The sequence below is a fragment of the Pseudomonas sp. UBA4194 genome (genome assembly GCF_002379585.1).
Taxonomy (GTDB): domain Bacteria; phylum Pseudomonadota; class Gammaproteobacteria; order Pseudomonadales; family Pseudomonadaceae; genus Aquipseudomonas.
On sequence record NZ_DFUE01000075.1, the window covers coordinates 58,794 to 85,662 of the forward strand.

At 61.6% G+C, this 26,869-nt stretch carries 22 protein-coding genes; 14 read left to right on the plus strand and 8 right to left on the minus strand.

Annotated elements, in window-relative coordinates:
* Positions 1-74: 74 nt before the first annotated feature.
* Complete coding sequence (locus tag B3397_RS17990; RefSeq protein WP_296252838.1) at positions 75-1,268, minus strand: NAD(P)-dependent oxidoreductase; 1,194 nt, start codon at positions 1,266-1,268, stop codon at positions 75-77.
* Between the two features lie 130 nt (positions 1,269-1,398).
* Positions 1,399-2,484: a glycosyltransferase gene (locus tag B3397_RS17995; protein WP_296252722.1), complete on the minus strand. Its 1,086-nt coding sequence runs from the start codon at positions 2,482-2,484 to the stop codon at positions 1,399-1,401.
* 742 nt (positions 2,485-3,226) lie between these two features.
* On the opposite strand from B3397_RS17995, the gene B3397_RS18000 reads away from it, so the two are divergent.
* The 4 genes from B3397_RS18000 to B3397_RS18015 are packed head-to-tail and all read left to right on the plus strand — an operon-like array spanning position 3,227 to position 7,952.
* Positions 3,227-4,774, plus strand: a complete 1,548-nt coding sequence (locus tag B3397_RS18000; protein ID WP_296252724.1) for an MBOAT family O-acyltransferase — start codon at positions 3,227-3,229, stop codon at positions 4,772-4,774.
* A gap of 18 nt (positions 4,775-4,792) precedes the next feature.
* Entirely contained in the window at positions 4,793-6,700 is a 1,908-nt protein-coding gene (locus B3397_RS18005) for an HAD-IIIC family phosphatase (protein WP_296252726.1), read from the plus strand.
* Positions 6,693-6,944, plus strand: coding sequence for an acyl carrier protein (locus tag B3397_RS18010; RefSeq protein WP_296252729.1), 252 nt, complete (start codon positions 6,693-6,695; stop codon positions 6,942-6,944). The genes B3397_RS18005 and B3397_RS18010 overlap by 8 nt, the downstream gene beginning before the upstream one ends.
* A gap of 3 nt (positions 6,945-6,947) precedes the next feature.
* Complete coding sequence (locus tag B3397_RS18015) at positions 6,948-7,952, plus strand: hypothetical protein (protein WP_296252733.1); 1,005 nt, start codon at positions 6,948-6,950, stop codon at positions 7,950-7,952.
* A gap of 509 nt (positions 7,953-8,461) precedes the next feature.
* Here B3397_RS18015 and B3397_RS18020 read toward each other — a convergent pair.
* Positions 8,462-9,649, minus strand: a complete 1,188-nt coding sequence (locus tag B3397_RS18020) for an MFS transporter (RefSeq protein ID WP_296252735.1) — start codon at positions 9,647-9,649, stop codon at positions 8,462-8,464.
* A 141-nt stretch (positions 9,650-9,790) separates the two neighbouring features.
* Between B3397_RS18020 and B3397_RS18025 the strand changes: the two genes are divergently transcribed.
* The 3 genes from B3397_RS18025 (at position 9,791) to B3397_RS18035 (ending at position 11,871) form a co-directional block, all read left to right on the plus strand.
* A complete protein-coding gene (locus tag B3397_RS18025) occupies positions 9,791-10,195 on the plus strand; it encodes an antitoxin Xre-like helix-turn-helix domain-containing protein (RefSeq protein ID WP_296252738.1) in 405 nt (134 codons plus the stop codon).
* Positions 10,189-10,881, plus strand: coding sequence for an RES family NAD+ phosphorylase (locus B3397_RS18030; RefSeq protein WP_296252740.1), 693 nt, complete (start codon positions 10,189-10,191; stop codon positions 10,879-10,881). Before B3397_RS18025 ends, B3397_RS18030 begins: the two co-directional genes overlap by 7 nt.
* An 81-nt stretch (positions 10,882-10,962) precedes the next feature.
* The gene (locus B3397_RS18035; RefSeq protein ID WP_296252742.1) at positions 10,963-11,871 is read left to right on the plus strand and encodes a Ku protein; all 909 of its coding nucleotides are present in this window, start codon (positions 10,963-10,965) and stop codon (positions 11,869-11,871) included.
* Positions 11,872-12,081: 210 nt separating this feature from the next.
* Here the strand turns inward: B3397_RS18035 and B3397_RS18040 are convergent, their stop codons facing one another.
* Positions 12,082-14,556 (minus strand): PAS domain-containing protein, encoded by a 2,475-nt coding sequence (locus tag B3397_RS18040; protein ID WP_414704407.1) that lies wholly within the window; start codon positions 14,554-14,556, stop codon positions 12,082-12,084.
* Between the two features lie 110 nt (positions 14,557-14,666).
* Complete coding sequence (locus B3397_RS18045; protein WP_296252746.1) at positions 14,667-15,605, minus strand: LysR substrate-binding domain-containing protein; 939 nt, start codon at positions 15,603-15,605, stop codon at positions 14,667-14,669.
* A 132-nt stretch (positions 15,606-15,737) separates the two neighbouring features.
* On the opposite strand from B3397_RS18045, the gene B3397_RS18050 reads away from it, so the two are divergent.
* Both B3397_RS18050 and B3397_RS18055 read left to right on the plus strand, forming a co-directional pair.
* The gene (locus B3397_RS18050) at positions 15,738-16,646 is read left to right on the plus strand and encodes a glycine betaine ABC transporter substrate-binding protein (RefSeq protein ID WP_296252748.1); all 909 of its coding nucleotides are present in this window, start codon (positions 15,738-15,740) and stop codon (positions 16,644-16,646) included.
* 26 nt (positions 16,647-16,672) lie between these two features.
* A complete protein-coding gene (locus tag B3397_RS18055) occupies positions 16,673-18,715 on the plus strand; it encodes an NADH:flavin oxidoreductase (RefSeq protein WP_296252751.1) in 2,043 nt (680 codons plus the stop codon).
* An 81-nt stretch (positions 18,716-18,796) separates the two neighbouring features.
* Here B3397_RS18055 and B3397_RS18060 read toward each other — a convergent pair whose 3' ends face one another.
* A complete protein-coding gene (locus B3397_RS18060; RefSeq protein ID WP_296252753.1) occupies positions 18,797-18,931 on the minus strand; it encodes a hypothetical protein in 135 nt (44 codons plus the stop codon).
* Between the two features lie 223 nt (positions 18,932-19,154).
* Here B3397_RS18060 and B3397_RS18065 point away from each other — a divergent pair, with 223 nt between their 5' ends.
* Complete coding sequence (locus B3397_RS18065) at positions 19,155-19,472, plus strand: RcnB family protein (RefSeq protein WP_296252754.1); 318 nt, start codon at positions 19,155-19,157, stop codon at positions 19,470-19,472.
* Between the two features lie 171 nt (positions 19,473-19,643).
* Positions 19,644-20,525, plus strand: a complete 882-nt coding sequence (locus tag B3397_RS18070) for a manganese catalase family protein (RefSeq protein ID WP_296252755.1) — start codon at positions 19,644-19,646, stop codon at positions 20,523-20,525.
* Positions 20,526-20,543: 18 nt separating this feature from the next.
* On the opposite strand, the gene B3397_RS18075 is transcribed toward B3397_RS18070, so the two are convergent.
* A complete protein-coding gene (locus B3397_RS18075) occupies positions 20,544-20,882 on the minus strand; it encodes a DUF7693 family protein (protein WP_296252757.1) in 339 nt (112 codons plus the stop codon).
* Positions 20,883-21,073: 191 nt separating this feature from the next.
* Here B3397_RS18075 and B3397_RS18080 point away from each other — a divergent pair, with 191 nt between their 5' ends.
* Positions 21,074-22,939: a pyruvate kinase gene (locus B3397_RS18080; RefSeq protein ID WP_296252758.1), complete on the plus strand. Its 1,866-nt coding sequence runs from the start codon at positions 21,074-21,076 to the stop codon at positions 22,937-22,939.
* Positions 22,940-22,984: 45 nt separating this feature from the next.
* On the opposite strand, the gene B3397_RS18085 is transcribed toward B3397_RS18080, so the two are convergent.
* Positions 22,985-23,263 (minus strand): hypothetical protein, encoded by a 279-nt coding sequence (locus B3397_RS18085; RefSeq protein WP_296252760.1) that lies wholly within the window; start codon positions 23,261-23,263, stop codon positions 22,985-22,987.
* Positions 23,264-23,463: 200 nt separating this feature from the next.
* Between B3397_RS18085 and B3397_RS18090 the strand changes: the two genes are divergently transcribed.
* Together B3397_RS18090 and B3397_RS18095 are read left to right on the plus strand one after the other, a co-directional pair.
* Positions 23,464-25,215: a GAF domain-containing protein gene (locus B3397_RS18090; RefSeq protein ID WP_296252762.1), complete on the plus strand. Its 1,752-nt coding sequence runs from the start codon at positions 23,464-23,466 to the stop codon at positions 25,213-25,215.
* Positions 25,216-25,313: 98 nt separating this feature from the next.
* Complete coding sequence (locus B3397_RS18095; RefSeq protein WP_296252763.1) at positions 25,314-26,864, plus strand: sensor histidine kinase; 1,551 nt, start codon at positions 25,314-25,316, stop codon at positions 26,862-26,864.
* Positions 26,865-26,869 lie beyond the last annotated feature (5 nt).

Here is a 26,869-nt window from a genome sequence, read left to right on the forward strand (position 1 = left end):
ACGCTGGCTGGGGGGCGAAAACGACAAAACCCGCCGAAGCGGGTTCTGTGGTCAATCAGTCGCACAAGCGCTGATCAGGGGTGTGCAGCTTCGGGTACTGCATAGGTCTCCGGTGCGCCGCCCAGCCCTGCCAGCATCGGCAGATCTTCCACCAGCACGCGAGGTGCACGGCGCTGTTGCAGGACGATATCCAGTGCGCGGCTTGGCAGGAGGTCGACGTCGTCGAAGGTGATGATCTGCCCAGGCTCGACCGCACGGGTCAGCACAGCGTGATTCATCAGGCCGATCGGCACGTGGTTGGGGTTGCGCTCGATGATCAGCCCTTCGCCGCGGAACTGGAATCCGCCGATGCCGCGCACCACGCGCTCACCGGCGGGCATCGCATGCTTGGCGATGGCCGCCACGCCCAGGGTCGGCGTGGTCGAATTGTTGAGCAGCACGCCGCCACCGCCCAGAACCCGGCGCAGGGTCTTGCCGACCTCCAGGGAGCACAGGTGGAAAGGGCGGAGCAGGGCATAGTAGGGGCCCCCACCCATTTTCAGGTATTGCAGCGCTGACTGTTGAACGCGATCGTGCCGCCCCACCAGGAACACGCCCCCTGCCGGATAGCCGCTGGGGATGACGTAGTCGACGATGGACTGGCCGATACTGTCGGCCATGGCGCCGAGTACGGCAGCGCTCTCGTCCAGGTTGGTGGAGGGGATACCTTCCAGGCCCTGGCGGGTGATGGTGGCGCCGAAGCCATTACCGACCAGAACCTGCTCGATCTGCACCTTGGTGCCGTCGGTGAACGAGGTGGTCTGGTCGATGCTGATGCCCTGGCGACCCGACCAGTAGGCCATGTCGGCGGGGGTCGGGTTGTGGTTCAGGTAGCCTTTCATGTTGCCGTACACCAGCGGCTCGAAACCCATCAGGATGGCTTCTTCGCGCAGGGCAGCGAGCGAACCCGGCTGATCGCCTTCGGCTTCGGTGATGAAACCCTTGCCGGCCAGATAGGACCCGGTGGTCACTTGCAGTTCGGCATTGACCGTGACCACACGCAGGCCGGCGCTGAAGGCGCGCTCGATGACCACCGTGCCATGGCACACGTCGCCGCTGCACTCGATCAGCAGGTCGCTGTTATCGATCAGATCGTCCAGCGAGTTGGTCAACACATCATTGAGCGGGAAGTCGGCGACGTCACGCAGGGGGCGGCGGGTCAATACCCGCGTGACCTGCATGTCCTTGTAGTGCCTGGCGATCAGCAATACCAACGCGCGTGCAATCATGCCCGTGCCGCTTACTCCAATTCTTGTAACAGTCGATTTGTCCATGCGGGCGCACTCTATCTGGTTGAACAGCAGGAAAACGGCTACGCATACGCGCAAGCCCAGGAAAAACGGGGGTGCAGCCAGGCGGTCAACGCAATGGGTACGTCGAACTCATGCCCAGCTTGGAATTTTCACCGTCGTGGATCGCCCGCCGCAGCAGCGCTAGGCGCTCCTGGGCATTGCGTCTTCGCGCAAAATGGCTGAGCAGTGCATTGAAGATCTTGCGATTGAGCTGGTAGACCCAGGGCGAAGCCAGCCATACATGTTTGTCGAACCAGGCCTGGTTGCGCGCCGAGTAATAAGCACGGAAGTCAGAGTTGCCGAGCAGAAAGGCTTCATAGATGTTGCTGGTGCGTGCCTTGTTGTTCCAGGAATCTTCCAGCTCGTCGATGACCGCGTCGGTCAGCAGGTACAGATAGCCCCCATTGGCGGTGATACGGCGGGTGTATTCGGTATCGTCGACATACAGCACCAGCTCGCGGCGGGGCACGCCGATGCTTTCATACAGGCTTCGATGCGCGAGCATTCCGCCATAGGGAGCGAACGGCAGGCTGACCATGGCGGCCGGCTTGCCTGTACGCTTGCCCCATGGACGTCGACGCCAGAGCTTGTAAGGGATTTGGGCGAAGTGAAAACCGAAGTAGCTGGAGGGCAACTGGGTGGCGAAACAGGTCGGTACGCCCTGGGCAATATCCTCTTGCTGGCCAGGACGGAAGCCCAGTACCGCCACCAGGCTGCGGCCGTGCACGCCTTCGAGTGCCTTGAGTTCGGTATGCAGCAGCTGTACGGCGGCTGGCGTTGGCGTGTTGTCGTCGTCCATCATCCAGATGTATTCGGCCCCGCTGGCCAACGCGGCTTCGATCCCCACCGCGTAGCCATTGGCCGATCCGCTGTTCTCGTCGAGCTCTATCAGGCGTACCCGGCCAGGCCAGCGAGCGGCCAACTGATCGATGGGGGCGGTGGCAGCGTTGCTGACAATCAGCACCTCGTCGATCTCGCTGAACCCCAGGGCGTCGGTCACCAGTTGATCGAGGTAGCCCAGGCGATCGCCATAGGTCACCGTGACTATCGTGGTGCCGAGTTTGGGCTGCGCTTGCTCTGTGCCGGCGAACACCTCACGGTAGGAATAGCCATCTACATAGATCGTGGAGTTCGGTTCACGAATATCGACCATGGGAATGCCTTCGCTTGAGGATGATGGGCACAGAGCTGCCAATTGGGATACAACGGTTGTCCACATAAAGGCGCGTCGAGTTTTTGTTCAAGCAGCAGGCAAATGCCATTAATGGCAGCAACTTTCCACTTCGTGAGAAAGAGCGCGCAAGTCGCCAATGCTATAGCTACCGCACAGACCTGCCATGCAACAGGTTCCAGATCCAGCACGTAAGGTCCCACGGGAAAACACAGACTTTTGCACTAAGGCCAAAGTGACTTGACCCGTCCTGGCGCCCTAAATCAAGGGTCTGCGGAGTGCTGAAATGGATTAAAGGCGTCGAGGATGAAGAAGTCAACGCAGCACCGGCCAAATATTGACAAAATGTTTATATTTGTAACAGAGCATTGTTAAGTCATTGATTTATATAGGCGCCATTAATGTGGCGCATCGATTGTCAAGATTTTGAATGACGGTTTTGCTGCGTCAAAAAACAAAAAGTGTGCTACCAAGCTGATTTTTAGCGGGTTTTTTGAACTATTTAAGTGCGTTGTAAGTACAGGCTTGCGCTGGTCATTTAATTGATCCATTCTTTTGCCGTCCGTCAGCACTATGGAACTTGCCCCATCTCTCTGCTTTTGACGGCTCTGCCCTTTGAAGTTGATGCACTTCGATATCGCCTGTCGGCGATGGCTGTGCGGTGAAGGTTGCCGGCACGGCGCTACTTTTTGTCAGTATCTTTACCGGTCACGGGGTATCGCCGATGTTATTCAACTCCATGGTGTTCATCGCAGGTTTCCTGCCTATCGTGCTGTTGGGTTTCTTCCTGTTTGCCGGCAGCGGTCGCAAGCGCTGGGCAGCCCTGTGGCTGACGTTGGCCTCACTGGTGTTCTACGGCTGGTGGAATCCGGCGAACGTGCCTTTGCTGCTGGGCAGCATTGCTTTCAACTACCTCCTGGGCGGCTATCTGTTACGCAGCCGCTCCAAGGTGATGCTGGTGGTGGGCGTGGCCGCCAACCTGGCGCTGCTGGTCTATTACAAGTACACCGGCTTTCTATTCGGCACCCTGGACCAGGCGTTCGACCTGGGGCTGAGCCTTGAGCACATCGCCTTGCCACTGGCGATTTCGTTCTTCACGTTCCAGCAGATCGCCTATCTGGTGGACACCCACGATGGCGCGGTAGTGGAGCACGACTTCCTCAACTATTGCCTGTTCATCACCTTCTTTCCTCACTTGATCGCCGGGCCCATCACCCATCACAAGGAAATGCTCGAGCAGTTTGGCCAGGGCAACGACTTCAAGCCCAGGTTGCTGAACCTGTCCATCGGCTTGACCATCTTTCTGATGGGCCTGTTCAAAAAGGTGATACTGGCCGACCCCATGGGCGAAAAAGCCTCGCCAGTATTCGATCTGGCAGCTTCCGGTACGGTCCCTGCGCTTCCGGATGCCTGGATTGGCGCACTCAGCTACACGCTGCAGATCTATTTCGACTTCTCCGGTTACACCGACATGGCTATAGGCCTGGGCCTGTTGTTCGGGATCAGCCTGCCGGCCAATTTCAACAGTCCGTTCAAGGCGCGCAACGTCATCGACTACTGGTCACGCTGGCACATGACCCTGACGCGCTTTCTCACCAGCTACATCTACAACCCCATCGTGCTGCGCATCAGCCGCCGGCGTATGGCGGCGGGCCTGCCCATGCCCAAGCGCGGCAAGATGAGCCTGGGCACATTCTGCATGCTGGTGGCGTATCCCACCGTGCTGACCATGTTCATCTCCGGCGTGTGGCATGGCGCTGGCTGGCAATTCGTCGCTTTCGGCCTGGTGCATGGCTTCTATCTGGTGGTCGCTCACGGCTGGCGTGCCTGGAAGGCGCGGCGCGGCTGGGCATTGGACAGCGACCGCTGGGTACACCGTATTCCTGCGGTGTTGCTGACCTTCACGTGTGTGATCGTGGCCATGGTGTTCTTCCGCGCGCCGACGTTGAGTGCTGCTCTGGCGGTGCTGGCCGGCATGTGCGGCTTGAGTGAGTTGCCCGCGCACGTGCACATGGCGCACCTGCGCACACTGGTCATGATTGCCGCGCTGTTGGTGTGGGTCTGGAGCTTGCCCAATATCCAGCAATGGATGGGGCATGTGCGTACCGCATTGAATGCCCGAGTGGAAACCCACTGGCTACAGCGCTGGTTGCCGATCACGGGCTGGCAGCCCAGCCCGGCCATTGGGGTGGCTATCGGCGTCTTTGGCTTCTATGCCTTGGCCACGGCGTTCTCCGTGGCCCCTACCGAGTTTCTCTACTTCCAGTTTTGATCCAGCGAGGGGTTTGCGATGGAACAGCTCCAATGGCTTGCACGGCATCCCGACCTCGGCGCCGCCATCACGGCGGCCAAGGCTGAACCGGACCCGCTGGTGCGGTTGCAACAGGCGGCGCAGCTGGCCGGCTATTGTCGCGATTTCACCGCCACCCTGCGCATCGACCGGCTGGCGCAAGCCGGTCTGGCCGCCACCGGAGCACGTGCGCTGGAGGGTTTCACGCCGCTGCGGCTGGCCATATTGTCTTCGCACACCATGGATCATCTATTGCCGGGCATCCGGGTGGGCGGCTTGCTGCGCCAGGTGGCGGTCAGCCTGTATCTGGCACCCTATGGAATGTATCGTCAGGCGCTGCTGGGCCATGACCCGGCCCTGGCGGCGTTTGCCCCGCAAGTCATCTTGTTGGCCCTGGATGCCAAGGATGCGCCGCCCCGGGTACCGCTCGACGCCACTGAACAGGAGGCCGCGGCTGCGGTGCTCGAGCGCGTGAACGAATTGCGTGGCCTGTGGCGGCAGGCCCGCGAGCGGCATGCCGCCCAGGTGATCCAGCAAACCTTTGTGTCGACTGATCCTTCGGTGTTCGGCAGCTTCGACGCCATGGTTCCGGGTTCGCCTCGCGCTGTGCTGGAACGTCTTAACCACAGCATCCGCCAGGCCGCCAAGGACGAGGGTGTGTTGTTGCTGGACCTGGCCTGGAGCGCGGCCCAGGGCGAGTACGCCGACGGCCTGGCCAACCCGGTACGCTGGCATCAGGCCAAACAGCTGGTAAGCCCGGTGTGGGCGCCGCTGTATGGCGATCAGGTGGCGCGGATCGCAGCGGCCGTGGTCGGGCGTTCGCGCAAGTGCCTGGTGCTGGATCTGGACAACACCCTGTGGGGAGGCGTGGTAGGCGATGACGGCGTCGACGGTATCTACCTGGGGCAGGGCAGTGCCACCGGCGAAGCCTTCCTGGCCTTTCAGCAATACGCTGCGCAGTTGGCGCGCCGCGGGGTGATTCTGGCGGTGTGCAGCAAGAACGACATGACGGTCGCCGAAGCTGCGTTCGAGCATCCGGAGATGGCGATCAAACGCGGGGATATCGCCGCCTTCGTTGCCAACTGGGAAGACAAGGCAGGCAATCTGCGGCGTATCGCGAGTCAATTGAACATTGGCCTGGACAGCCTGGTGTTCGTGGATGACAACCCTGCCGAGCGCGATATCGTCCGCCGCGAGCTGCCTCAGGTAGCGGTGCCGGAGCTGCCCGACGACGTTGCCGATTATCCGGCGCGAGTCGCCGCGGCGGGCTATTTCGAAGCCATTGCCTTCACCGCCGATGACGCTGCGCGCACCCGTACCTACGTTGCCAACAATGAACGCCAGGCTGCCCTGGGCCAGGCAACCGATATGGCCGGCTACCTGCAAGGCCTGCAGATGGTGCTGCAGGCCGCGCTGATCGGCCCCGGTGAACTGCCCCGCGCCACGCAACTGATCAACAAGACCAACCAATTCAACCTGACCACCCGGCGTTACAGCGAGGCTCAGGTGCAGCAGCTGGCCGCCACGCCCGGTGCGGTCGCCCTGAGCCTGCGGCTCAAGGACAAGTTCGGGGACAATGGGTTGATCAGCGTGGTGCTGGCCACACCGGGGGCGGAGCCGGGGGAGCTGTTTATCGACACCTGGCTGATGAGCTGCCGCGTGCTGGGCCGTCAGGTCGAGCAGGCGACCCTGCAAGTGCTTGCCCTGCACGCCGAGCAGTTGGGCTACAGCGCCTTGATCGGTGAGTACCGTCCCAGCGAGCGCAATGCCATGGTCGCCGAGCATTATTCGCAGTTGGGTTTCGTCTACGAACCCAGCGTTCTGAATGCGCAATCCAGCACGTTATGGCGCTATGCGCTGCCAGCTACCGAACGACCCACCCACTACATCGAGATCAGCCATGACTGAAACCACCCCTGTAATGAGCGAACTGACCGAGCTTTTTCGTGACCTGTTCGACGAAGAGGCCCTGGTGCTGACCGGCGAAACCACTGCCGATCAGATCGACGGCTGGGACAGCCAGATGCACGTGATGTTGATCGTGGCGGCGGAGCAGCGCTTCGGCGTCAAGTTTCGCACGGCAGAATTGGAGTCCTTGCGTAACGTGGGCCAGTTCGTGCAATTGATCGAAAGCAAACGCTCAGGGAGCTGACCCATGCAGCCGACCACCCAGCCAGAAGTTTGCGACGCCGTCTCGCGCCCCATGCGTGCGAGCTATCTGCTATGCATTTTTGCTGGGCTGTTCGGCAGCCTTGCGGTGTTCGCAGGGCTATTGTTGGGTCTCGAAATCACCGGCCATCTGCCGCCGCCCGCGTTTTCCAACAGCCTGTGTGCGGATGAAAAATTGACCTTCATGCGCGACAACCCGGTGCAGTCGCCCAACCTGCTGGTGGTCGGCTCATCGGTGGCCTGGCGCCATTTCGACGGCGAGACGGTGGCTAACCAACGGCCAGGAACGCGCCCGCTCAATGGCGCCTTCTGTGGATTGCATGCCAACCAGGCGGTGTATGTGGCGAACTGGCTGCTGGATCGCGAGGCGTCGGTGCGCGAGGTGGTGATGATCGTCGATCCGCAGGATTTTGCCGGTTGCGCGGCGGTGCCCGATGCGGTGTTCAACCGTGCGGACGCGGATGCTTACGTGTATGGCCAGGGTTCGGGGTGGCTGCCGTATATGCGTTATTTTTCGCCGGCGTCGTTGCTGCGCAATGCCCGTACGGTCAAGGCCCAGCGTGCCGACCTGATGGAATTCGATCCGTTGGTGTTTGACCGCTACGGCGACGGTCCGCTCAATACGGCCAACTCTCGAGATCTGCTGTATGGCCAGCCGGATCCGCTGGACGAGGCCTGCTTCCGGGCCCTCGATTCGCTGGCTCGACGATTGAAGCAGGAGGGGCGCGCGTTGACCGTGGTCGCGACGCCCATGCACCCGCAATGGAAAGCCGAGCATGACAGCCAGGGGGCGATGATGAAGGCCTTCGACCAGAAACTGCGTACAACCCTGGCCCGCAGCGGTGGTGACTATTGGAACGGCGATGCCGATCACACGATGGCTGCGGCGGCGTTCATCGATGCCATCCACCTGCGCTGGAGCGCAGCGCGCACCTTCTCCGCCCAGATCGCCACCCGCCTCACACCCCCCATAGCCACCCTGACCCCGTAGCAGCGGCGTAAGCCGCGTCCGTCCATCGCCCATGCGCCGCCCATGCCGGCCCCATCGCGGGCAGAGCCCGCTCCCACAGGGGGGGCTGGGTGTGGCACAGATAGTGGGCAGATTCCACAGGGGATTTGGATGGGGCACAGATGGGTGGCAGATTCCACAGGAGATCTGTGTGGGGCACAGATGGGTGGCAGATTCCACAGGAGATCTGGGTGGGGCACAGATGGGTGGCAGATTCCACAGGAGATCTGGGTGTGGCACAGATGGTGGGCAGATTCCACAGGGGATCTGGATGGGGCACAGATGGGTGGCAGATTCCACAAAAGATCTGTGTGGGGCACAGATGGGTGGCAGATTCCACAGGAGATCTGGGTGTGGCACAGATGGTGGGCAGATTCCACAGGGGATTTGGATGAGGCCAAATGGTGGGCCAGACCCAAAACCCCTGTGGGAGCGGGCTCTGCCCGCGATGGGGGCGGCACTGGCGACATGTATTGGGCAGGGGACGCGGCTTACGCCGCTGCTACGGGGTTTTTGACCAGGTGGGCCAGCCATAGGCACAGCGCAAATGCCACCAGCGCCAGGCCTGTCAATACATGCATCATCACCTCGGTGCCCAAGGTGGAAATCACATAGCCACAGGCGATTGGCGCGGCCGCCTGGGCGAGCAGGGCGGGGCCGGCCATGCGCCCGGACACCACGGCATAGTCAGCAGCGCTGACCACCATCAGCGGCAGGGTGCTCTTGACGATTGCGCGCAGGCCGTTGCCGGCGCCAAAACAGATCAATCCCCAGGCTACCCAGCCCGGTGCAAAGTCGACGATCAGCAAGCCCAGCGCGGTAAAGCCGCTGGACAGCAAGGCGGTGAACATCGGCGCCTGACGTTTGAGCAATAAATCGATCACCCGGCAAAGCACCTGTGCCGGGCCGATCATCGCGGCCAGGCCGATGGCGGAGGCCAGGCTGTGGCCACGCGCCTGCAATACGGTCAGCAGCACGATGTACAGGCACGTCATCAGGGCCGCCGCAATGGCAAACAGCGACGTCATCGCCCAGTAGATCGAAGGCGCCAGTGGCCGGCCAGCGACCTGAGCGTCCCGCGTGCTCAGGGTAATCGGGACCTGGGCATCGAGTGCGTAGCGATACAACGGATAGAGCGCTACCAGCGCGACGCTACCCAATGCCGCACATGTCATGCGCCACCCCAGCCAATGCTCCATCAGCGCCAGTGCCGGCCAGATGACCGTGGTGCAGAAGCCCGAGATCAGCGTGATCCCCACGATGATAGGCCGCGCATGCAGCCCATAGGTCGCCCCCAACGACGTGAACAGCGCGTCATACAAGCCGGTGGCCATGGCGGCACCAATGATCACCCAGGCCAGCAGAAACACTGGCAACGACGGCGCCAGCGCCATCATCCATAGCCCGGCGGCCAAGATCAGCCCGTGAGCGCCCAGTACCTTGCGGCCGCCGACTCTGGCGATCAGCCGGCCGCACAGCGGTGACAACAGCGCGGCGACCAGCAAGCCGATGGACGCACCCCCCAAGACCCATTGATGAGGCCACCCGGTATCAGCAGCAATAGGGTCGGCCAGCACCCCCATCAGGTAGAACGAGCCGCCCCACGAGAGGATTTGCAGGAGGCCAAGCAAAGCGATTTTTCCGGTGCCGGGACGGCGAGGCAGGAGAGCGGAGGTCACGGAAGGTCCTTGGGACGGAGGGCGGTGGCTGTCGAGGCGGGTAATGCTAGCAGCGTTTGGCGTCGCTGGGTCACGCTTGAATTGACTCTATGGATGCAAATAGACTATAAATGATTCTATAGATGCATATCAGGAGCCACCATGCCAGCCAGCCTTCCCATCACCGAGTTCACCAAGGACCAATGCGTGGCCGGCCTGCGCGCGGCGTTGCGCATCATCGATAAATGGCAGGCGTCGAGTGAGCAGGCTTGCCGCATTCTGCGTATATCGCGCAGCACCTACACGCGCGCGCGGCAGGCAGACGACGCCTGGTCCATCGGCCTGGATCTGGACCAGATGCACCGCATCAGTTTCGTCCTGAACATTCATGCGGCCCTGCGCACGGTGTTCGACAACCCCGATAACGTCTACGGCTTTCCATCCATGGAGAACCGCAACGCGTTTTTCAACGGTCGCAAACCGCTCGATATCATGGCCCAGGGCGACTTCATCTCGCTGTACGAGACATTTCGGCGCATCGATGCGCTGCGGGGTGCGCAATGGTGACGGCAGAGCAACTGCCGACGCTGAGTGACGCCCGGCAGCAAGGCTATCGACTGGTCAACTCGAAATTTCCGCCCATCGAATTGTTCGACGACGTGGCCGGTGCCGACGAATTCCAGGCCTTGTACCAGATCCAGGCGTTGACCAACCCGCGTCTGCAGAACGAAGTGGGGCGGCTGGAATTGGTGGCGCTGGACCAGATCCCCTTCGGCATCGCGGGCTGCTCTTACGCTACCGCGCCGTTCACCCACGTCAACCCGGAGGGCTCACGGTTCAGCGACGGCTCTTTCGGCGTGTTGTATGTGGCTGATCAGATCGATACCGCCATTGCTGAAGTGCGTTATCACCAGAACCACTATTGGTCCCAGGTCGTGAAACTCAACTATGACCGGTTCGTGTTCCGTGGACTGAACTGCCATTTCAGCGAAGCGGGGCTGGTCGACGCCACCCGCGTCTCGCCCAACGATGGCATTTATGCGTCCGAGGACTACAGCCAATCCCGTCAGCTGGGCCAGCACCTGAAAAACCAGGGCAGCCCAGGCCTTCGCTATCACTCGGTGCGCTCGCCCGGCAATGTGTGCTGGGGACTGCTGACGCCCCGATTGGTCACTTCGGTCATTCAGGGCGCCCATTTCGAAATGATCTGGAACGGTCAGATCACCAGCGTCAACCGGGTCAGCAACGCCTGACTCAGGGTCACGCATCCTCACACCGAAACTTTCCCCGTCGCGCTCGTGTCAGCCGTAGACACACGTTGCAGGGACACGATGATGGCAAGGGCAATCTGGAAGGGCGCTATAAGCTTCGGGCTGGTACATATCCCTGTGCAGCTGGTGTCGGCCACCTCGCAGCAGGGCGTGGACTTCGACTGGCTGGACAAGCGCAGCATGGACCCGGTGGGCTACAAGCGCATCAACAAGGTCACCGGCAAGGAAATCACCAAGGAAAACATCGTCAAGGGTGTGCAGTACGAGAAAGGCCGTTACGTGGTCATCAGCGAGGAAGAGATCCGTTCCGCTCATCCCCGGTCCACCCAGACCATCGACATCTTCGCCTTTATCGACAGTGCCAAGATTCCGCTGCAGCATATCGACACCCCGTATTACCTGGCGCCGGATCGCCGCGGCGAGAAGGTCTATGCGTTGTTGCGCCAGGCCTTGCTCGACAGCGGCAAGGTGGCTATCGCCAATGTGGTTATCCGCACCAGCCAGCACCTGGCGGCAGTAATGCCGCTGGATGAGGCCATTGTCATGGTGCTGCTGCGCTGGCCGTCCGAGGTGCGCAGCCTGGACACCCTGGAACTGACCAAGGACGTTACCCAGGCCAAGCTCAACAAGAGTGAGCTGGACATGGCCAAACGCTTGATCGAAGACATGTCTGCCGACTGGGAGCCTGATGAGTATCGGGACACCTTCCAGGACCAGATCATGGCGCTGGTCGAGACCAAGGCGCGCGAGGGCAAGATCGAGGACGTCGAGACCGGTGCCGAGGAGGCGGATCGCAAGACCGCGGATGTGATCGATTTGACCGAACTGCTCAAGCGCAGTCTGGGCGGCAAGGGCAAAGCCGCTGCACCGGCCAAGGGCAAGGCGACGAAGGCCAAGGCTGACAGCGCGGATGCCGAGGAGAAACCGAAACGGCGGGCTACGCCGCGCAAGAAGACTACCAAGGCTTCTTGATGGGAGCGGGTGGGGGTCTGGGGGATCTGGGTTGAATGGTCCCCTCACCCCAGCCCTCTCCCTGGGGGAGAGGGAGCCGATCACTGCCAGCCGACCCACCGCGATCCGCCTTTAGCTCCCTCTCCCCCAGGGAGAGGGCTGGGGTGAGGGGACCATCCACCGCAAACATTCCAGACATTCCAGACAACCCAAACAACCAGACCCCAACCCTCAAGGCCCCATCAACTCCCGCACCCGCGCCGCCAGTGCATCCATCGAAAAAGGCTTGGTCAGAATCTGCATGTCAGGCCCCAGCACATCATTCCCCACCGCCGCATTCTCCGCATACCCGGTAATGAACAACGTCTTCAACCGTGGGCGTACTTCGCGCCCGGCGTCGGCCATCTGCCGGCCGTTCATGCCACCGGGCAGGCCGACGTCGGTGATGAGCAGGTCGATATGCACATCCGAGCGCAAAACCTTCAGTCCCGAGACGCTGTCGCTGGCCTCGATCAGGCTGTAGCCCAGATCACCCAGCACGTCCATCAGCAACATCCGCACCGTGGGTTCGTCGTCCACGATCAGAATGGTTTCCCCACCAACGGCAGGCACGACCGTTACCGGGTCATCTTCGCGGGTATCCTGCGGCGAATCGCCAAAGTAACGCGGCAGGTAAATGCTGATGCGCGTGCCCTGACCCACTTGGGAATGGATTCGCACCTGCCCGCCCGATTGCTTGGCGAAACCATAGATCATCGACAGCCCCAGGCCCGTGCCTTGGCCAATGGGTTTGGTGGTGAAGAACGGATCGAATGCCTTGGCCACGACTTCTGGGGCCATGCCGGTGCCGGTGTCCGTCACGCTCAACGAGAGGTACTGGCCCTCCGGCAGGTCGAATGCCTTGGCCGCCTCCCGGTTCAGCCAATGGTTGGCGGTGGCGACAGTGATGCAGCCGCCGTGGGGCATCGCGTCACGCGCATTGATGCACAGGTTGAGCAAGGCGTTCTCAAGCTGGCTGGCGTCCACCAGCGTCGGCCATAGCCCTATGGCCGGTTGCGTCTGCACGCTGACGCTGGGGCCCACGGTGCGTTGAATCAGTTCGTCCAGGCCTTCCATCAGTACGTTGACATCGGTAGGGCGGGGATCGAGGGTTTGCCGCCGCGAGAAAGCCAGCAGTCGGTGGGTCAACGAGGCGGCTCGTCGGGCGGCGCCCTGGGCGGTGGCGATGTACTTGCTCACGTCCTGCCAGCGGCCATGGGCGATACGGCTGTCCATCAGCTCCAAGGCGCCGGAGATACCCGCCAGCAAGTTGTTGAAGTCGTGGGCGATACCGCCGGTGAGCTGTCCCACCGCCTCCATTTTCTGCGACTGACGCAGCTTTTCCTCGGCCTGCATCAACTCGACCGTGCGTTCGGCCACCCGCAATTCGAGGGTGTCGTTCAGTGCACGCAAGGCCGCGGTGGCGCGATCCCGCTCGGCTTCGACCGAGCGTCGCTCCTCGACGTCGATCACCACGCCGGGCAGGCTGATCGGTGTGCCGTCGGCTGCAAGATCCACCCGTCCGTTCGCCTCGATCCAGTAGTACTTGCCATCGGCGCGCCGCACCCGGTATTGATGCGCGTAGGCTCCGCCCCTGCCGATGGCGGTATTGATCGCCTGGGTCAGCCCGTCCTTGTCCTCGGGATGCACCGTTTCGATGACCTGTTCGAGGGTCAGGCCTTCGTGCCCCAACGCCGGGTCCAGGCCGAACGCGCGGGCGAAGGCTTCGTCGACGGTAAAACTGTCGGTCTGCAACTCCCAGTGCCAGGTGCCGATGATTGCCCCGGCGGCCAGGGCGAGTTGCACCCGTTCGATGTTCTGACGGGCGAGGGCTTCGCTGGCACGCAGGCGCTCCTGGGCAGTACGCCGCTCGGTCACATCGCTGAAGATGATCGCGATCTGGCGATCCGCCCGGTCGCCGACACTGACAGCGCGCACGTCGAACCAGCGCTTGAAGGCTTCGGCATAGTTTTCGAAGGTGGCCGGTTCGCCGGTCTTGGCCACGTGGCCATAGGTGTCGAACCAGAACTGTTCCAGGTTCGGCGCAAACTCGGTGACCCATTTGCCCCGCAGGTTGACCCCGGCCTGGTGCTCGAACGCGGGGTTGGCCTCCACGAAGCGGTAATCGATGGGCTTGTCGTCGGCGTCGAATTTCACCTGCACGATGGCAAACGCCGATTCCACGGTTTCCAGGATCGTGCGGAAACGCTCCTCGCTCTGACGCAGCGCAGTTTCGGCGCTGCGCATGCGACTGGTGTCGAGCATCGCGCCAATCATGCGGATGGCCTGGCCGTTGGCATTGCGGATCACATGGCCACGGTCCAGTACCTCGGCGTAGGTGCCGTCGACCCGACGAAAGCGGTACTCGTCGGTCCAGGCCGACGCCGTGCCATCGATCACCGCGTGAATCGAGGCGTCGATGCGCGCGCGGTCGTCAGGATGAATCTGGGCAATCCACCAGTCGCCGGTGGTCTCGATGCTGCTCAGCGAGTGGCCGTAAGCCTCTTCCAAGGCTTCGTTCCACAGCACATGGTTGGCTTGCAGGTCCCAATCCCAGATGGCGTCGTTGGTCGCCTTGGCGGCGAGGCGATAGCGTTCATGAGTCTCATCGACCTGGGGTTGCGGGTCGATGCCGGCTTTCTCCAGGGCATTGCGCAGGCGGGCGATCTCGGCCAAGAGCACTTCACGAGTCTGGTAGTCCAAAGCTTTTACTCACCCACGCCTGTAGTTGGTCCAGGGCCCGATTCTCGAGGCACCTTTCATGGACCGCAATCAGATCAGAAATGCTCGGATTTTGCACTGCCAGATGCATCTGCCAGAAGCCAGGCTTGCAACTGGGCAACGGCGTTGGGCCGCGCCGAGTGTTCGTTGACGGCCAGAAAGTAGCCACGGCGGGTGGCATAGCGGTAGGGCAGCGCCTCGACCAGCCGCCGATCGCGGATCAGGTCCGCCAGCATCTGCGGGCTGCCTAACGCGATGCCACGGCCTTCCAGCGTGGCCTGGATCTGTTGGGCGTGGTTGTTGAACGCCATGCGCGCCGGGGGCAGAGGGGCGCGCACGTTCATCTGATCGAACCAGGCGGCCCAGTCCGCCACGGCCCAGTGAAACCCGCGCCAATGTTCACGATCAAGGTTGAGCAGGCGCTCGCCGAGCAGTTCCTGGGGCTCGTTCAGGCTGCGTCCCTGAAGGTAGGAAGGGCTGCACAACGGCACCAACTCCTCATCCATCAAATGGGTCATTCGCACGCCATGGCGCTGGCCGTCGTTGCCGCACGTCACGGCGATGTCCACGTTCTCGGCGCGCAGGTCGATTTCCCGGTCGAAAGCGAACATGCGCAGCGCGATATGCGGGAACTCCTGCTGAAAGGCGTCCAGGCGTGGCATCAGCCAGTAGGTGGACATGCACACGGTCGCAGCGATAGTCACGGCATCGCTGGCATCACCGCGAATTTCGGTGCTGGCCTGCGCGATGGTTTCCAGACTCTGGTCCACGGCCTCGAACAGTCGCTCACCGGCAGTGGTGAGCGTGACGTTGCGGTGGTTGCGGATGAACAACGGGTTGCCCAGATGCTCCTCCAGCTGACGAATCTGCCGACTCACCGCCGCCTGGGTGATGCACATTTCCTGTCCTGCCAGGGTGAAGCTCTGCAAGCGCGCGGCGGCTTCGAACACCACCAGAGCGGTCAAGGGCGGCAGGCGCCGGCGAAGCCTTTCCATAACCTTTCCTTATCTCAACCGGCAGTTTTAATCGATTGCGCGGGGCACTGGGCTTTGGTGTCATCAGTGCCAAACAAGAGTGCTGCCTTCGACTGCCAAGAAAAACATAACCCAACGTTGAGGATCGAGCCCATGAACGCCTACCCCCTGTATAGACCAAAAGCTTATGCCTGGCTCTGTGGCCTGGCGCTGATTGCCAGCAGTGCACTGGCGCAGTCGGCCGAGAAGCCCCCGGTGCGGATTGGCTGGGTCAACTGGTCGGATACCGAAATCACCGCGAAGTTGGCAAAAACCGCTCTGGAAGATCACCTCAAACGACCCGTCAAAATGGTCCAGGCCGACATCGGCATTCAGTTCCAGGCCATGGCCAACGGCAATATCGATCTGATCCCGATGGTCTGGCTGCCCAATACGCACAAGGGCTTCTGGGACAAGTACCAGGATCAACTGGAAGATCTGGGTGTGCTGTACGAAGGACGCATAGGCTGGGCGGTGCCCGAGACCGTGCCCATCAGCGAGGTCGCCAGCGTGGAAGACCTGAACAAACCCGCGGTACGGGAGAAACTGGCTGGGCGGATCTTGACGTCCGAAGCGGGCAACGGCCAATACAAGCTATCGCTCAAGGCCATCGATGAATACAAGCTGACCGGCTACAAGCTGGTGGCGTCGTCGGAGACCGGCATGTTGACCGAGATGGACCGCGGTCTCAAACGTGGCCAATGGGCCGTCATCAACGCCTGGAACCCCCATTGGATGTTTTCCAAGTACAAGCTGCGCTATCTGGACGAACCCAAGGGCCTGTTCGGCGGTGCCGAACAGATCCATGCCGTGGCGCGCAAGGGTTTCAGCCAGGAAAACCCTGATGTGGCCTATTTCTTCGCGCACTACTCGCTGCCGCTGCCAGAACTGCAGGCGCTGATGATGAAGGCCAAGGAAAGCAGTGTGGATGCGGTGGTGGCGCAGTATTACGCCGACAACAAGCCACGATTCACCGCCATGTTCGAACAAGCGGCACAGACCGCCAGTACTACCCAGCCCTGAACCGCCGACGCCGATGAGGATAATCCATGTCCAGCGCCAATGACCCGCTGTTGCAGCCTTTCGCCCTGAAACATCTGCACCTGCGTAATCGCGTGGTGAGCACCTCCCACGAGCCAGCCTATTCCGAAGGCGGCATGCCCCGGGAACGCTACCGCCTTTATCACGAGGAGAAGGCCCGGGGCGGGGTGGCCCTGACCATGATCGGCGGTTCGGCCATCGTCGCCCCGGACAGTCCGCCGGCCTTCGGCAACCTGCACCTTTATAAAGACGAGGCGGTGCCGTGGCTGGCCGAACTGGCCGACGCTGTGCACCAGCACGGCTGCGCCGTGATGTGTCAGCTGTCCCATCTGGGCTGGCGGGCGAGCAATTTCACCGACGACTGGTTGCCGTTGATGTGGCCGCAGCGGGGCCGGGAACATACCCATCGCAGCTTTACCAAGCAGATGGAGGACTTCGATATCGAACGTATCGTGCGCCAGTACGCCGACGCCGCCGCGCGCTGCCAGGCCGGCGGCCTGGATGGCGTCGAAATCGAGGCCTATGGGCATTTGTTCGATGCGTTCTGGAGCCCTTCGAATGTGCGCGACGACGGTTATGGCGGGGGCCTGGAAGACCGTTTGCGCTTTCCCCTGCAGGTGCTGTCGGCCATGCGCAAGGCGGTGGGCGAGCAATTCATCATCGGCGTGCGCATGGCGGTTGACGAGGACATGCGCGGCGGCTTGGGACAGGAGGAAGGGCTGACAATCGCACGCACGCTGGCTGACCACGGCATCGATTTCATCAGCGTGATCAAGGGTCGCATCGACACCAGCGAAGCATTGGCACAGGTGATTCCCGGTATGGGTACGCCGGCCGGACCCCATCTGCAATTGGCCGGCGCAGTGCGCCGTGCCGTGCCGGTGCCGGTGATGCACGCGGCGCGGATCAGCGATGTCGCCACGGCCCGCCATGCACTGCGCGAGGGCCTGGTGGACCTGGTAGGCCTGACCCGCCCACAGATGGCGGACCCCCACTTGCTGGCCAAGGTCGCCGCTGGCCAGGAGGAGCGCATTCGCCCCTGCGTCGGTGCCAGTTACTGCATCGACCGCATCTATATCTCCGGCGAGGCCCACTGCATTCATAACCCGGCCACCGGCAGGGAAAGCACCATCCCCCATATGACCCCGGCCAGTGCCGGACCCGCCCGCCACGTGGTGATCATCGGCGCGGGCCCCGCCGGCCTGGAGGCCGCGCGGGTATGCGCCGAGCGCGGGCACCGGGTCAGCGTACTGGAAGCGGCAGACAAGGTCGGCGGGCAGGTGCGCGTGGCCGCCATGCCGATGCGCCGGCGGGAGCTGATTGGCCTCATCGATTGGCGGCTGAGCGAGTGCGAACGTCTGGGCGTGGACATCCGTTACAACTGTTATGCCGAAGCCGATGACGTATTGGCGCTGATGCCGGAGGTGGTGATCGTCGCCACCGGTGGGATTCCCGATTGCGATTTCCTGGAGGAGGGCAACGACCTGGTGCGCAGCACCTGGGAAGTGCTGACCGGCGACTTCAAGCCGCAGGGCAGGGTACTGGTATTCGATGGTCACGGCGGGCACCAGGCCATGAGCTGCACCGAGGTTCTGGCACAGACGCCAGGCGTGAAGGTGCAGCTGGTGACCGGCGAGGCGATGCTGGGCCCTGACGTGGGCGGGCTGAACATGCCGCCCTATCTGAAGGTGTTTGTGGAACGAGGGGTCGAGCAGATTTTCCATCACCGGCTGGTGGGCGTACGTCGCCAAGGCGCCGAACGGGTGGCCAGACTCTGGTGTGAAGCCACTCGCCAACACTACGAACGCACGGTAGATCATGTGATCGTCGAGCACGGTACGCTGCCACTGGATGAGTTGTACTTCGCTCTCAAAGAGCATTCGAGCAATCGCGGTGAACTCGATCACCAGGCTTTTATCGATATCCGCCAGCAGACTTTGGTCACGCAGCCTGAGAATGCATTCCAACTGTTTCGCATCGGTGATGCGGTAGCCAGCAGGGACATTCATGCCGCCATTTATGATGGACTCAGGCTGTCCCTGGCGATCTGAATAGTGAGTGCGTTAAATAGCAGGGCGACGGCATTGCGGGAGCCAGTGTACGTCCCGCAATAGTTGCGCGTCATGAACACTTCATTCAACTACGCAGATCCATCGGTGGTCGTGGCGGTAAGGCGCGCGGGTGAAGTGACAGTCACGCATTAGTTGCAGGCCGCGGTTGCGCAAGGCTTCGGTAAGTTGGATCAATGTATCGGCTTCGATAGTCATGGGTTTATCTCCGTACTGTTTCAGTCTCTAATAATCCTGACCCTGCACAGTTTTGGAAGATTCCAAAAAGTTGTTACACCGCTTGTCGGCGGCCGACCAGCGGCATTCTGCCCGGCGAAGGGGGCATGGAATGGAAACATTTGCCCCGCGCAGGGTCCATAGTCAGGCAAGCCTTACCAAAACAATGCTCGATGCCGGGCTTATGGATAGAAGGACATACAACATGACCCACAACAACTGCCTGCCTCGCCTACTCCTCGCCGCCTTGTTTGCCCTGCCGATAGCGGCCCACGCAGCGGAAGAGCCTGCCGTCAATCTTGATCGACCCGGTGCGGGAATGGTGGAAATCAAGGAAGGCGATAAAGTACCTGACGAATACAAACGCGAAACATTGGCGCTCAAGGATTGGCAAAAGCGTCACCTGACGGCACCTGGGGAAAATGAACAGTGGGTGGAAATCCAGGACAAGTATGTGTTGGTGAACATCCCCAATGGCACGGCTAAAGAGATGATCGAAAAGTCTGCCGTACACAAGAAATAATTCCGACCAGATACGCTGAACGTTCTCCACATGACCTCTCGTCCCTTAAGTTGAAACAGAAGGGACGATTGCCGAAGGCTATACCTCCTATTACTTGCAGGCGCCGCGCATTTCCTCAGTCTCCTTGAGCGATACGGCGTCACTCATAATAGAAAGCCTGAGGAAGTGATCATGTTCTTACACAACAAGCGTCTCCAGTACACCGTGCGCGTGGCCGCACCCAATCCGGGCCTGGCCAATTTGCTTCTCGAACAGTTCGGCGGTTCCCAGGGCGAACTAGCGGCCGCAGCCCGTTATTTCACCCAGGCTCTTGCCGAAGACGATCCAGGCCGCAAGGACCTGCTGATGGATATCGCCACCGAAGAACTCAGCCACCTGGAGATCGTCGGTTCCATCATCGTCATGCTCAACAAAGGCGCCAAGGGCCAACTGGCTGAGGGTGTAGAAGAGGAGGGCGAGCTGTACCGGGCGATCAATGGCGCCGGCAACGACTCTCACATCACCAGCCTGCTGTACGGGGCCGGTGCTCCCCTGGTGAACTCTGCGGGTGTGCCCTGGACTTCAGCCTACATCGACACCATCGGCGAGCCCACTGCGGACATGCGTTCCAACATCGCGGCGGAGTCACGTGCCAAGATCGTTTACGAGCGCCTAATGAACGTCACCGATGATCCCGGCGTGAAAGAGGCCCTGGGCTTTTTGATGACCCGTGAAATCGCCCACCAATTGTCCTTCGAGAAAGCGCTGCACTCCATTCAGCCCAACTTTCCGCAAGGCAAGCTGCCAGGCATGCCGAAGTTCACCAACAAGTACTTCAACATGTCGGGCGAGCCCAATGTGCGCGGTCCGTGGAACGAAGGCGAGGAGTGGGAATACGTCGAGTTCCCGGAACCGGCAGTGGACGGCGGCGACGGCCTGGCTTCGGTGACCTTGTCCGAGGCGGACAACGAGGTGCTCGAGCAGTTGAAGGTCCGTACTGCATCGGACCCGACCAGCAATCCGGTCACTGGGGCGGACCTGGGTTCAGGGATGGCCGACAAGGCACTTCTGTAAGCGCCGCACCACTGGGCGCTACAGCTCGCCGAGCATTTTCTCGAGCTGGTTATGCTCCCAGATACTGAGCAGACTCACCGGATCGGTGCCGTACCTTTGCCAACTGGCAAAGTCCCCGCGGCGCCCATCCGGTGACTGACAGGACTGTACATAGTCCAACTCCCCGCCATGGCTGTACAACACCAGCGTCCACCCTTCCACCTCCAGGGTCATCGGCCCCGTGCGGATCTGCGCCCAGCGCTGCCGGGTGATACGCCGCATGCGGCGGGTACCCAGCGCAATATCCTTCAATACCTGATACACCTCCCGCGCGGTGAGCGGCTGCAACGAATCGGTATCCGGGCTGTGTTCAGTCATATCGATCCCCTGTCGCGCCGATTGGAATGTGCTGTGGATCACGGTAGGCCTTTGCCGGCTCGCTGACCATGGGGGACAGCAGGCTTTTGTTGTGGATGGCGGCAGCTTCGATACGCGCTGTTACAGAACTCAGGGCGTCATAAGATCCTGGCATTGTCATACCGTTTACTCAACCACTCCGGGAAAACGTTATGACTGTCATTGCCGAGCCTGCAGCCGCCGTTCTGAATGCCGACTCGATCAAGTCCGCCTACCGTGAAGCGGCGACCCTGCGTAACAAGGTACAGCAGGCCCAGCAAGGCGTAGAGGGGTTCACGGTTCATCCTTCCTATGCGCAAAGCGCTGCCAACCTGCTGGGCTACCTGGCATTGCGTCGTAACGATATTCGCGCTCTGCAACGGCAACTGGCCAATCTCGGCGTGTCGTCCCTGGGGCGCTGCGAGGCCAATGTCATGGCGTCGGTTGAACGGGTCACCGAAGTGCTTCGCCAGCTCACACCGGGGCGGCGTCCACAGCGCAGCGGCTCAATGGTGTCGGCAGGCGACGGCGAAGCGCTGCTGCACGCGCATACCGCTGCGCTGTTCGGCAGTGACACCCCGGAGCGCGGGGTGCGCATCATGGTCACGATGCCCAGCGAAGCGGCAACGAGTTATGCCCTGGTCGAGTCGCTGGTGAAGGCTGGCATGGATTGCCAGCGCATCAACTGCGCCCACGACTCGCCCGCCGCCTGGCTGAAGATGATCAAGCATGCGCGGCGGGCGGCCCGTGCCCAGGGACGGCCGTGCAGCGTCATGATGGACCTGGCCGGGCCCAAGTTGCGTACTGGGCAGATCGACCAGAAGCCTGAGGTGATTCGACTCAAGCCGCAACGCGACGATCTGGGGCGCGTCGTTGCCCCTGCCAAGGTCTGGCTGTACGCCCAGGCGCGGGCAGCCAGCAAGGCCGAACAGGGCATTCGCGTCGCCGGGCCGTGGCTGGGGGCATTGAAGGTCGGCGACGAGGTTCGTCTTCGGGATGCCCGCGGTTCGAAAAGACGCCTGGTGATTACGGCCGTGGGCAAGACCGGCTGCTGGGCCGAGGTGCACAAGACCACCTACGTGACCCAGGGGCAGCGCTTGAAGTTGAAGCGGGCAAAAGGGCGTTCCGCCAATACGCCCGTGCTGAGCGTGGTCGGTGCCAAGGAAAAGAGCATCAAGCTGCATGAGGGCGACATGCTGGTATTGACCCAGGATATCGAGACAGGTCGTCCGGCAACCCTCGACACTCGGGGCAATGTAAAGACGCCGGCCACGGTGGGGTGCACATTGGGGCCGGCATTTCAGGACATTCGCGCCGGTGAGCCGATCTGGTTCGACGACGGCAAGATTGGCGGCGTTATCGAGGTGGTGGAAGCCGATGCCCTGCATATTCGCATTTGCCATGCTCCCGCCGGGGCCAAGTTGAAGAGCGACAAGGGCATCAACCTGCCCGATACCGAGCTCAAGCTCGATGCGCTGTCCCCCGAAGACCTGCAGGCCCTGCAGTTCGCCTGCAAGCATGCGGACGTGGTGCAGATGTCGTTCGTGAACACGGCGGCCGATATCAATGACCTCATCCGTCATCTGCAACGCCTGGATGCGCAGGATATTGGCGTGGTGCTGAAGATAGAAACGCGCCGTGGCTTCGAAAACCTGGCCCAGTTGCTGCTGGCCGGGATGCAACTGCCTCGGTTGGGCGTGATGATTGCCCGAGGCGACCTGGCTATCGAGAACGGCTTCGAGCGCACGGCGGAGTTGCAGGAGCAGATTCTGCATCTGTGTGAGGCCGCCCATGTGCCAGTGATCTGGGCGACCCAGGTACTCGAAACCCTGGCCAAGACCGGCAGCCCTTCGCGGGCCGAGATCACCGATGCCGCCACCGGGGGGCGCGCCGAATGCGTGATGTTGAACAAGGGGCCGCATATTCTGAAGGCCATCGGCACGCTGGACGATGTGATCGGGCGGATGCAGGGGCATCGAAGCAAGAAGGTGGACCTGATGCGCAAGTTGCGACTGGCCGAGATAGGTGAATGGTCCTAGGCGAAACGGCTGGGCGCAGGGATCATCCCGCACCCAGCCCTCATCTCAGCTCTCTTGCCAATTCAACCCCTCTGGCGGATCGATAGCCGGAAGCACCTCCAGCGGCACATGCGAACCCATGCCCCGCAACTGGTTCACGGCATAGAGCAACACCACCTGGAAGGTGACGCTGTTCTCCAGCTCATGCTTGGCGAAGCTGCGCTCCACCGTCGCCGTCGGCACCGTAGGGTCGCTAAGGCTCAGATGAAAGGAGCGGTCCCGCATCTCGCATTCGTGCTTGAGCGGAGGATCCAAAGCACTCAGTACCTCTTCAATCGATGCCATCGAACCTCTCCAGATCAAGTGCCAGCCAACAAGGCTTCAGGTTAGACATTACTTTGCGCGTCCGTCGAACTGTACAGCAGTTGTGCAAAATCTAGTGGTAAGCGCAGTTTTGCGTGAGATAATGCAGCCCGCTGCTCGATGATGCCTAAATTGCGCTGCCGCTGCTTGGATTGTTCCCCGTGCCCCTTGGAGTGCACCGATTGCCTGACGATAGTTTCAGTCTGCCGAATGTCCAGCCGTCGCTGGGCGAGCGTTATTCTCCACTCGCATTGATCGAGCGGGAACGGCATGTCTTGAAGGAAATCGCCGCCGGCGTACCTATCGAGCAGGTGCTCGAGGGCCTGCTCAGAGCTGTCGAAGCCCACGGTGGCAACGACATGAAGACGTCCGTGCTGTTTCTCAGCGACGACGACCGGTACATGCTTCACGGCGCCGCGCCCAGCCTGCCCAAGGCGTACAACGACGCGATTCATGGTATCGCCATTGGCGAAGGCATTGGCTCCTGCGGGACCGCCGCCGCCCGTGGCACGCCGGTATACGCGCACGATATCGCTACCGATCCGCTCTGGGAAGGATACGCCGAACTGGCGGTGGGCCACGGGCTGCGTGCCTGCTGGTCCATGCCTATCAAGGCGGCGCAGGGTCGGGTGCTCGGCACCTTCGCGGTCTATTACAGTGAACCCCGCGCACCTACCGAGGCCGACATCGAGGCGATCGCTCTGGTTACCCAAACCGCAGCGCTGGCCATCGAACGCCACCAATCGGACCGCGAGTTGCGCCGCAGCCAGCATGAACTGAGGGTTTTGAACGCTGAGCTGGAGAAGCAGGTGCTGGAGCGGGCGGCCAAATTGGACGCGCGCACGCGCGAACGTGATCGCGCCTGGGGGCTCTCCCAGGAACTGCTGGTGATCAACCTTCCGGACGGCACATTCGAGTCAGTCAACGCGCGTTGGGAAGAGCACCTGGGTTGGACCGAGGCCGAGTTGCTCGGAACCCGTTTTACCGACTACACCCATCCCGACGACCTTGAGGCGACGCTGGCGGCCTTTCACGGGGTATTCGATGCGCCGCTCACGGTCCCACACGAGTACCGTCTGCGGCACAAGGACGGTTCTTATCGCTGGTTCAGTTGGACCGGAAGCTGTGAAGGCGGCAAGGTGTATGCGGCCGGCCGCCATGTGACCGCCGAGAAAGCTCAGGGAGAAGCCCTGCGCCAGGCGCAGAAGATGGAGGCGGTGGGTCAGCTCACCGGCGGCGTGGCACATGATTTCAACAATCTGCTCACGGTGATCCGCTCTTCAACCGACATGTTGAAGCGCCCGGATGTGACCGAAGAGCGGCGCGCTCGATACGTCGCGGCGATCTCCCAGACCATCGACCGTGCCGCCAAGCTCACCGCCCAGTTGCTCGCTTTCGCCCGGCGCCAGACGCTGCAGCCGGTGGTGTTCGCGGTGTGTGACAGCGTACGCGGGGTCGATGAAATGATGGGGACATTGACAGGTTCGCGGATTCAGATCGTCACCAATCTGCCTTCCCTGCGTTGCTTCGTGAACGCCGATCCCAGTCAGTTCGACACGGCACTGGTCAACATGGCACTCAATGCCCGGGACGCCATGAGCGGCGAAGGGCAACTGATCATCACGGTCAAATCGGTTGACTCGCTGCCGGCGATCCGCAGCCACGTGCCCATTCGCGGGGCGTATGTCGCGGTCTCTGTCGCCGACACCGGGGTCGGCATTCCTGCCTCCAGTCTGGAGCAGGTGTTCGAGCCGTTCTATACCACCAAGGGGGTGGGGCAAGGGACCGGCCTGGGTCTGAGCCAGGTGTTCGGCTTTGCCAAACAGTCCGGCGGGGAAGTCGATGTGATCAGCGAGGTCGGCAGGGGTACCACCTTCACGTTGTACCTGCCCAGGGTCGACGAGCCGGCGCCGCTGGTTGCATCCGCCACCTAGCGAGCTTCGGGCGGAGTTCCAAACATCGACACAGCCTGTGCGCACCGTTTCCGTTGCGCACTGTCATAGTGGTTCCAGTTCACCTACCGGATGAAGAAATGCAACAGATGTCGCCCGACGAGACGGTTCGCACCGCCCTGCAGATTTCCCAGAGCCGGCTACGTGCCCAGCATGAGCTGGTGGTGGAATTCGGGGTGAAGTCACTCAAGGCGGACGACATCGACGACTTGCTGCAGCATGCATGCGCCATTGTCGCCAAGGGCATGAGTACCGCCTATGCCAAGATTCTCCGATACCGGGCCGAGTTGACCGATTTCCTGCTGGCCTACGGTGTAGGGTGGGACGCTACGGACATCGGCTCCGCCACGGTAGGTGCAGACGAAGCCAGCCCCGCCGGTTATGCGTACGCCACCGATCGTCCGGTGATTTCCAACCATCTGGGCAGGGAGCACCGCTTCAGAACGCCGTCATTGCTCAGAAAGTACGGCATCGAGCGGGCGATCAACGTTCCGATTCGTGGCGCATCCACGCCCTATGGCGTGCTCGAGGCGGACAGCAGCGATGGCGACGACTTCATCGAGACCGATCTGGTGTTCATGGAGGGGATCGCCAACATCGTCTCCATGGCGCTTGAGCGCATTGCCCTGCACGATACTCCGCGGGGCCAGCACCTGTATTCCGAGACCATCCTCAACGCCAGCCCGGACTGCGTGAAGATCATGTCGCCCCAGGGCGAGCTGGAGTTCTTCAACGCCCCCGGCCTGTGCCAGATGGAGATCGACTTCACCGACCAGGTCTACGGCAAACCCTGGCCGCAGCTGTGGCCCGACGAGTCGCGTTCGGCGGTGGTCGACGCCTTGCAGCGGGTTACACAAGGGGAATCGGTGAGGTTCGAGTCCTATTGCCCCACCGCCAAAGGCGAGCCGCGCTGGTGGGACGTCACCGCTGCGCCGATCTATGGCGAAGGCAACAAGATCGAAAAGATCATCGCGGTATCCCGCGACATCACCGAACGACACATTCATGAGCGCCAGTTGGCATCGCTCATCGAAGTGCAAAACAACCAGCTGAGCCAGACCGACCTGCAACTGGAAGAAATTCACCATCGGGTCAAGAACAGCCTGCATCTGGTCAATACACTGCTGTTGTTACAGGCCAACATGGCCGTGGAGGAGGCGGTGCGCATTCAACTGCAGACGGCTGCCGCCCGAGTGCTGACCATCGCTGCCGTGCATGAGCGTCTCTACCAGAACGGCGATACCCAATCCGCCGGCGCGCGGGATTATCTGGAGGCCTTGCTGATGGATATCAGCAAAGCCTTCGGCGACAGGGAGATCGAGCTGAATGTGGAGCCCTTCGCCCTGCCGCCTGAAAGGATGGCGCCGCTGGGCTTGATCATCTCCGAGCTGATCACCAACGCCCTCAAGTACGGCAAGGGCACCATAACGGTAGACGTGCGCAGTGTCGCAGACGATGCGCTGATTACCGTGTGCGATGAGGGTGACGGGTTTCCCGAAACCTATCCCAAACCCAGCGGAACCGGGCTTGGGATGCGTTTGGTCAGCAGCTATTCAGGCTATGGCAAGGACGCGGTGCGCGTGGATCGTTCGGCCAGCAACAGCACCATCGAGGTGCGGTTCAAGCTTTGATTCCC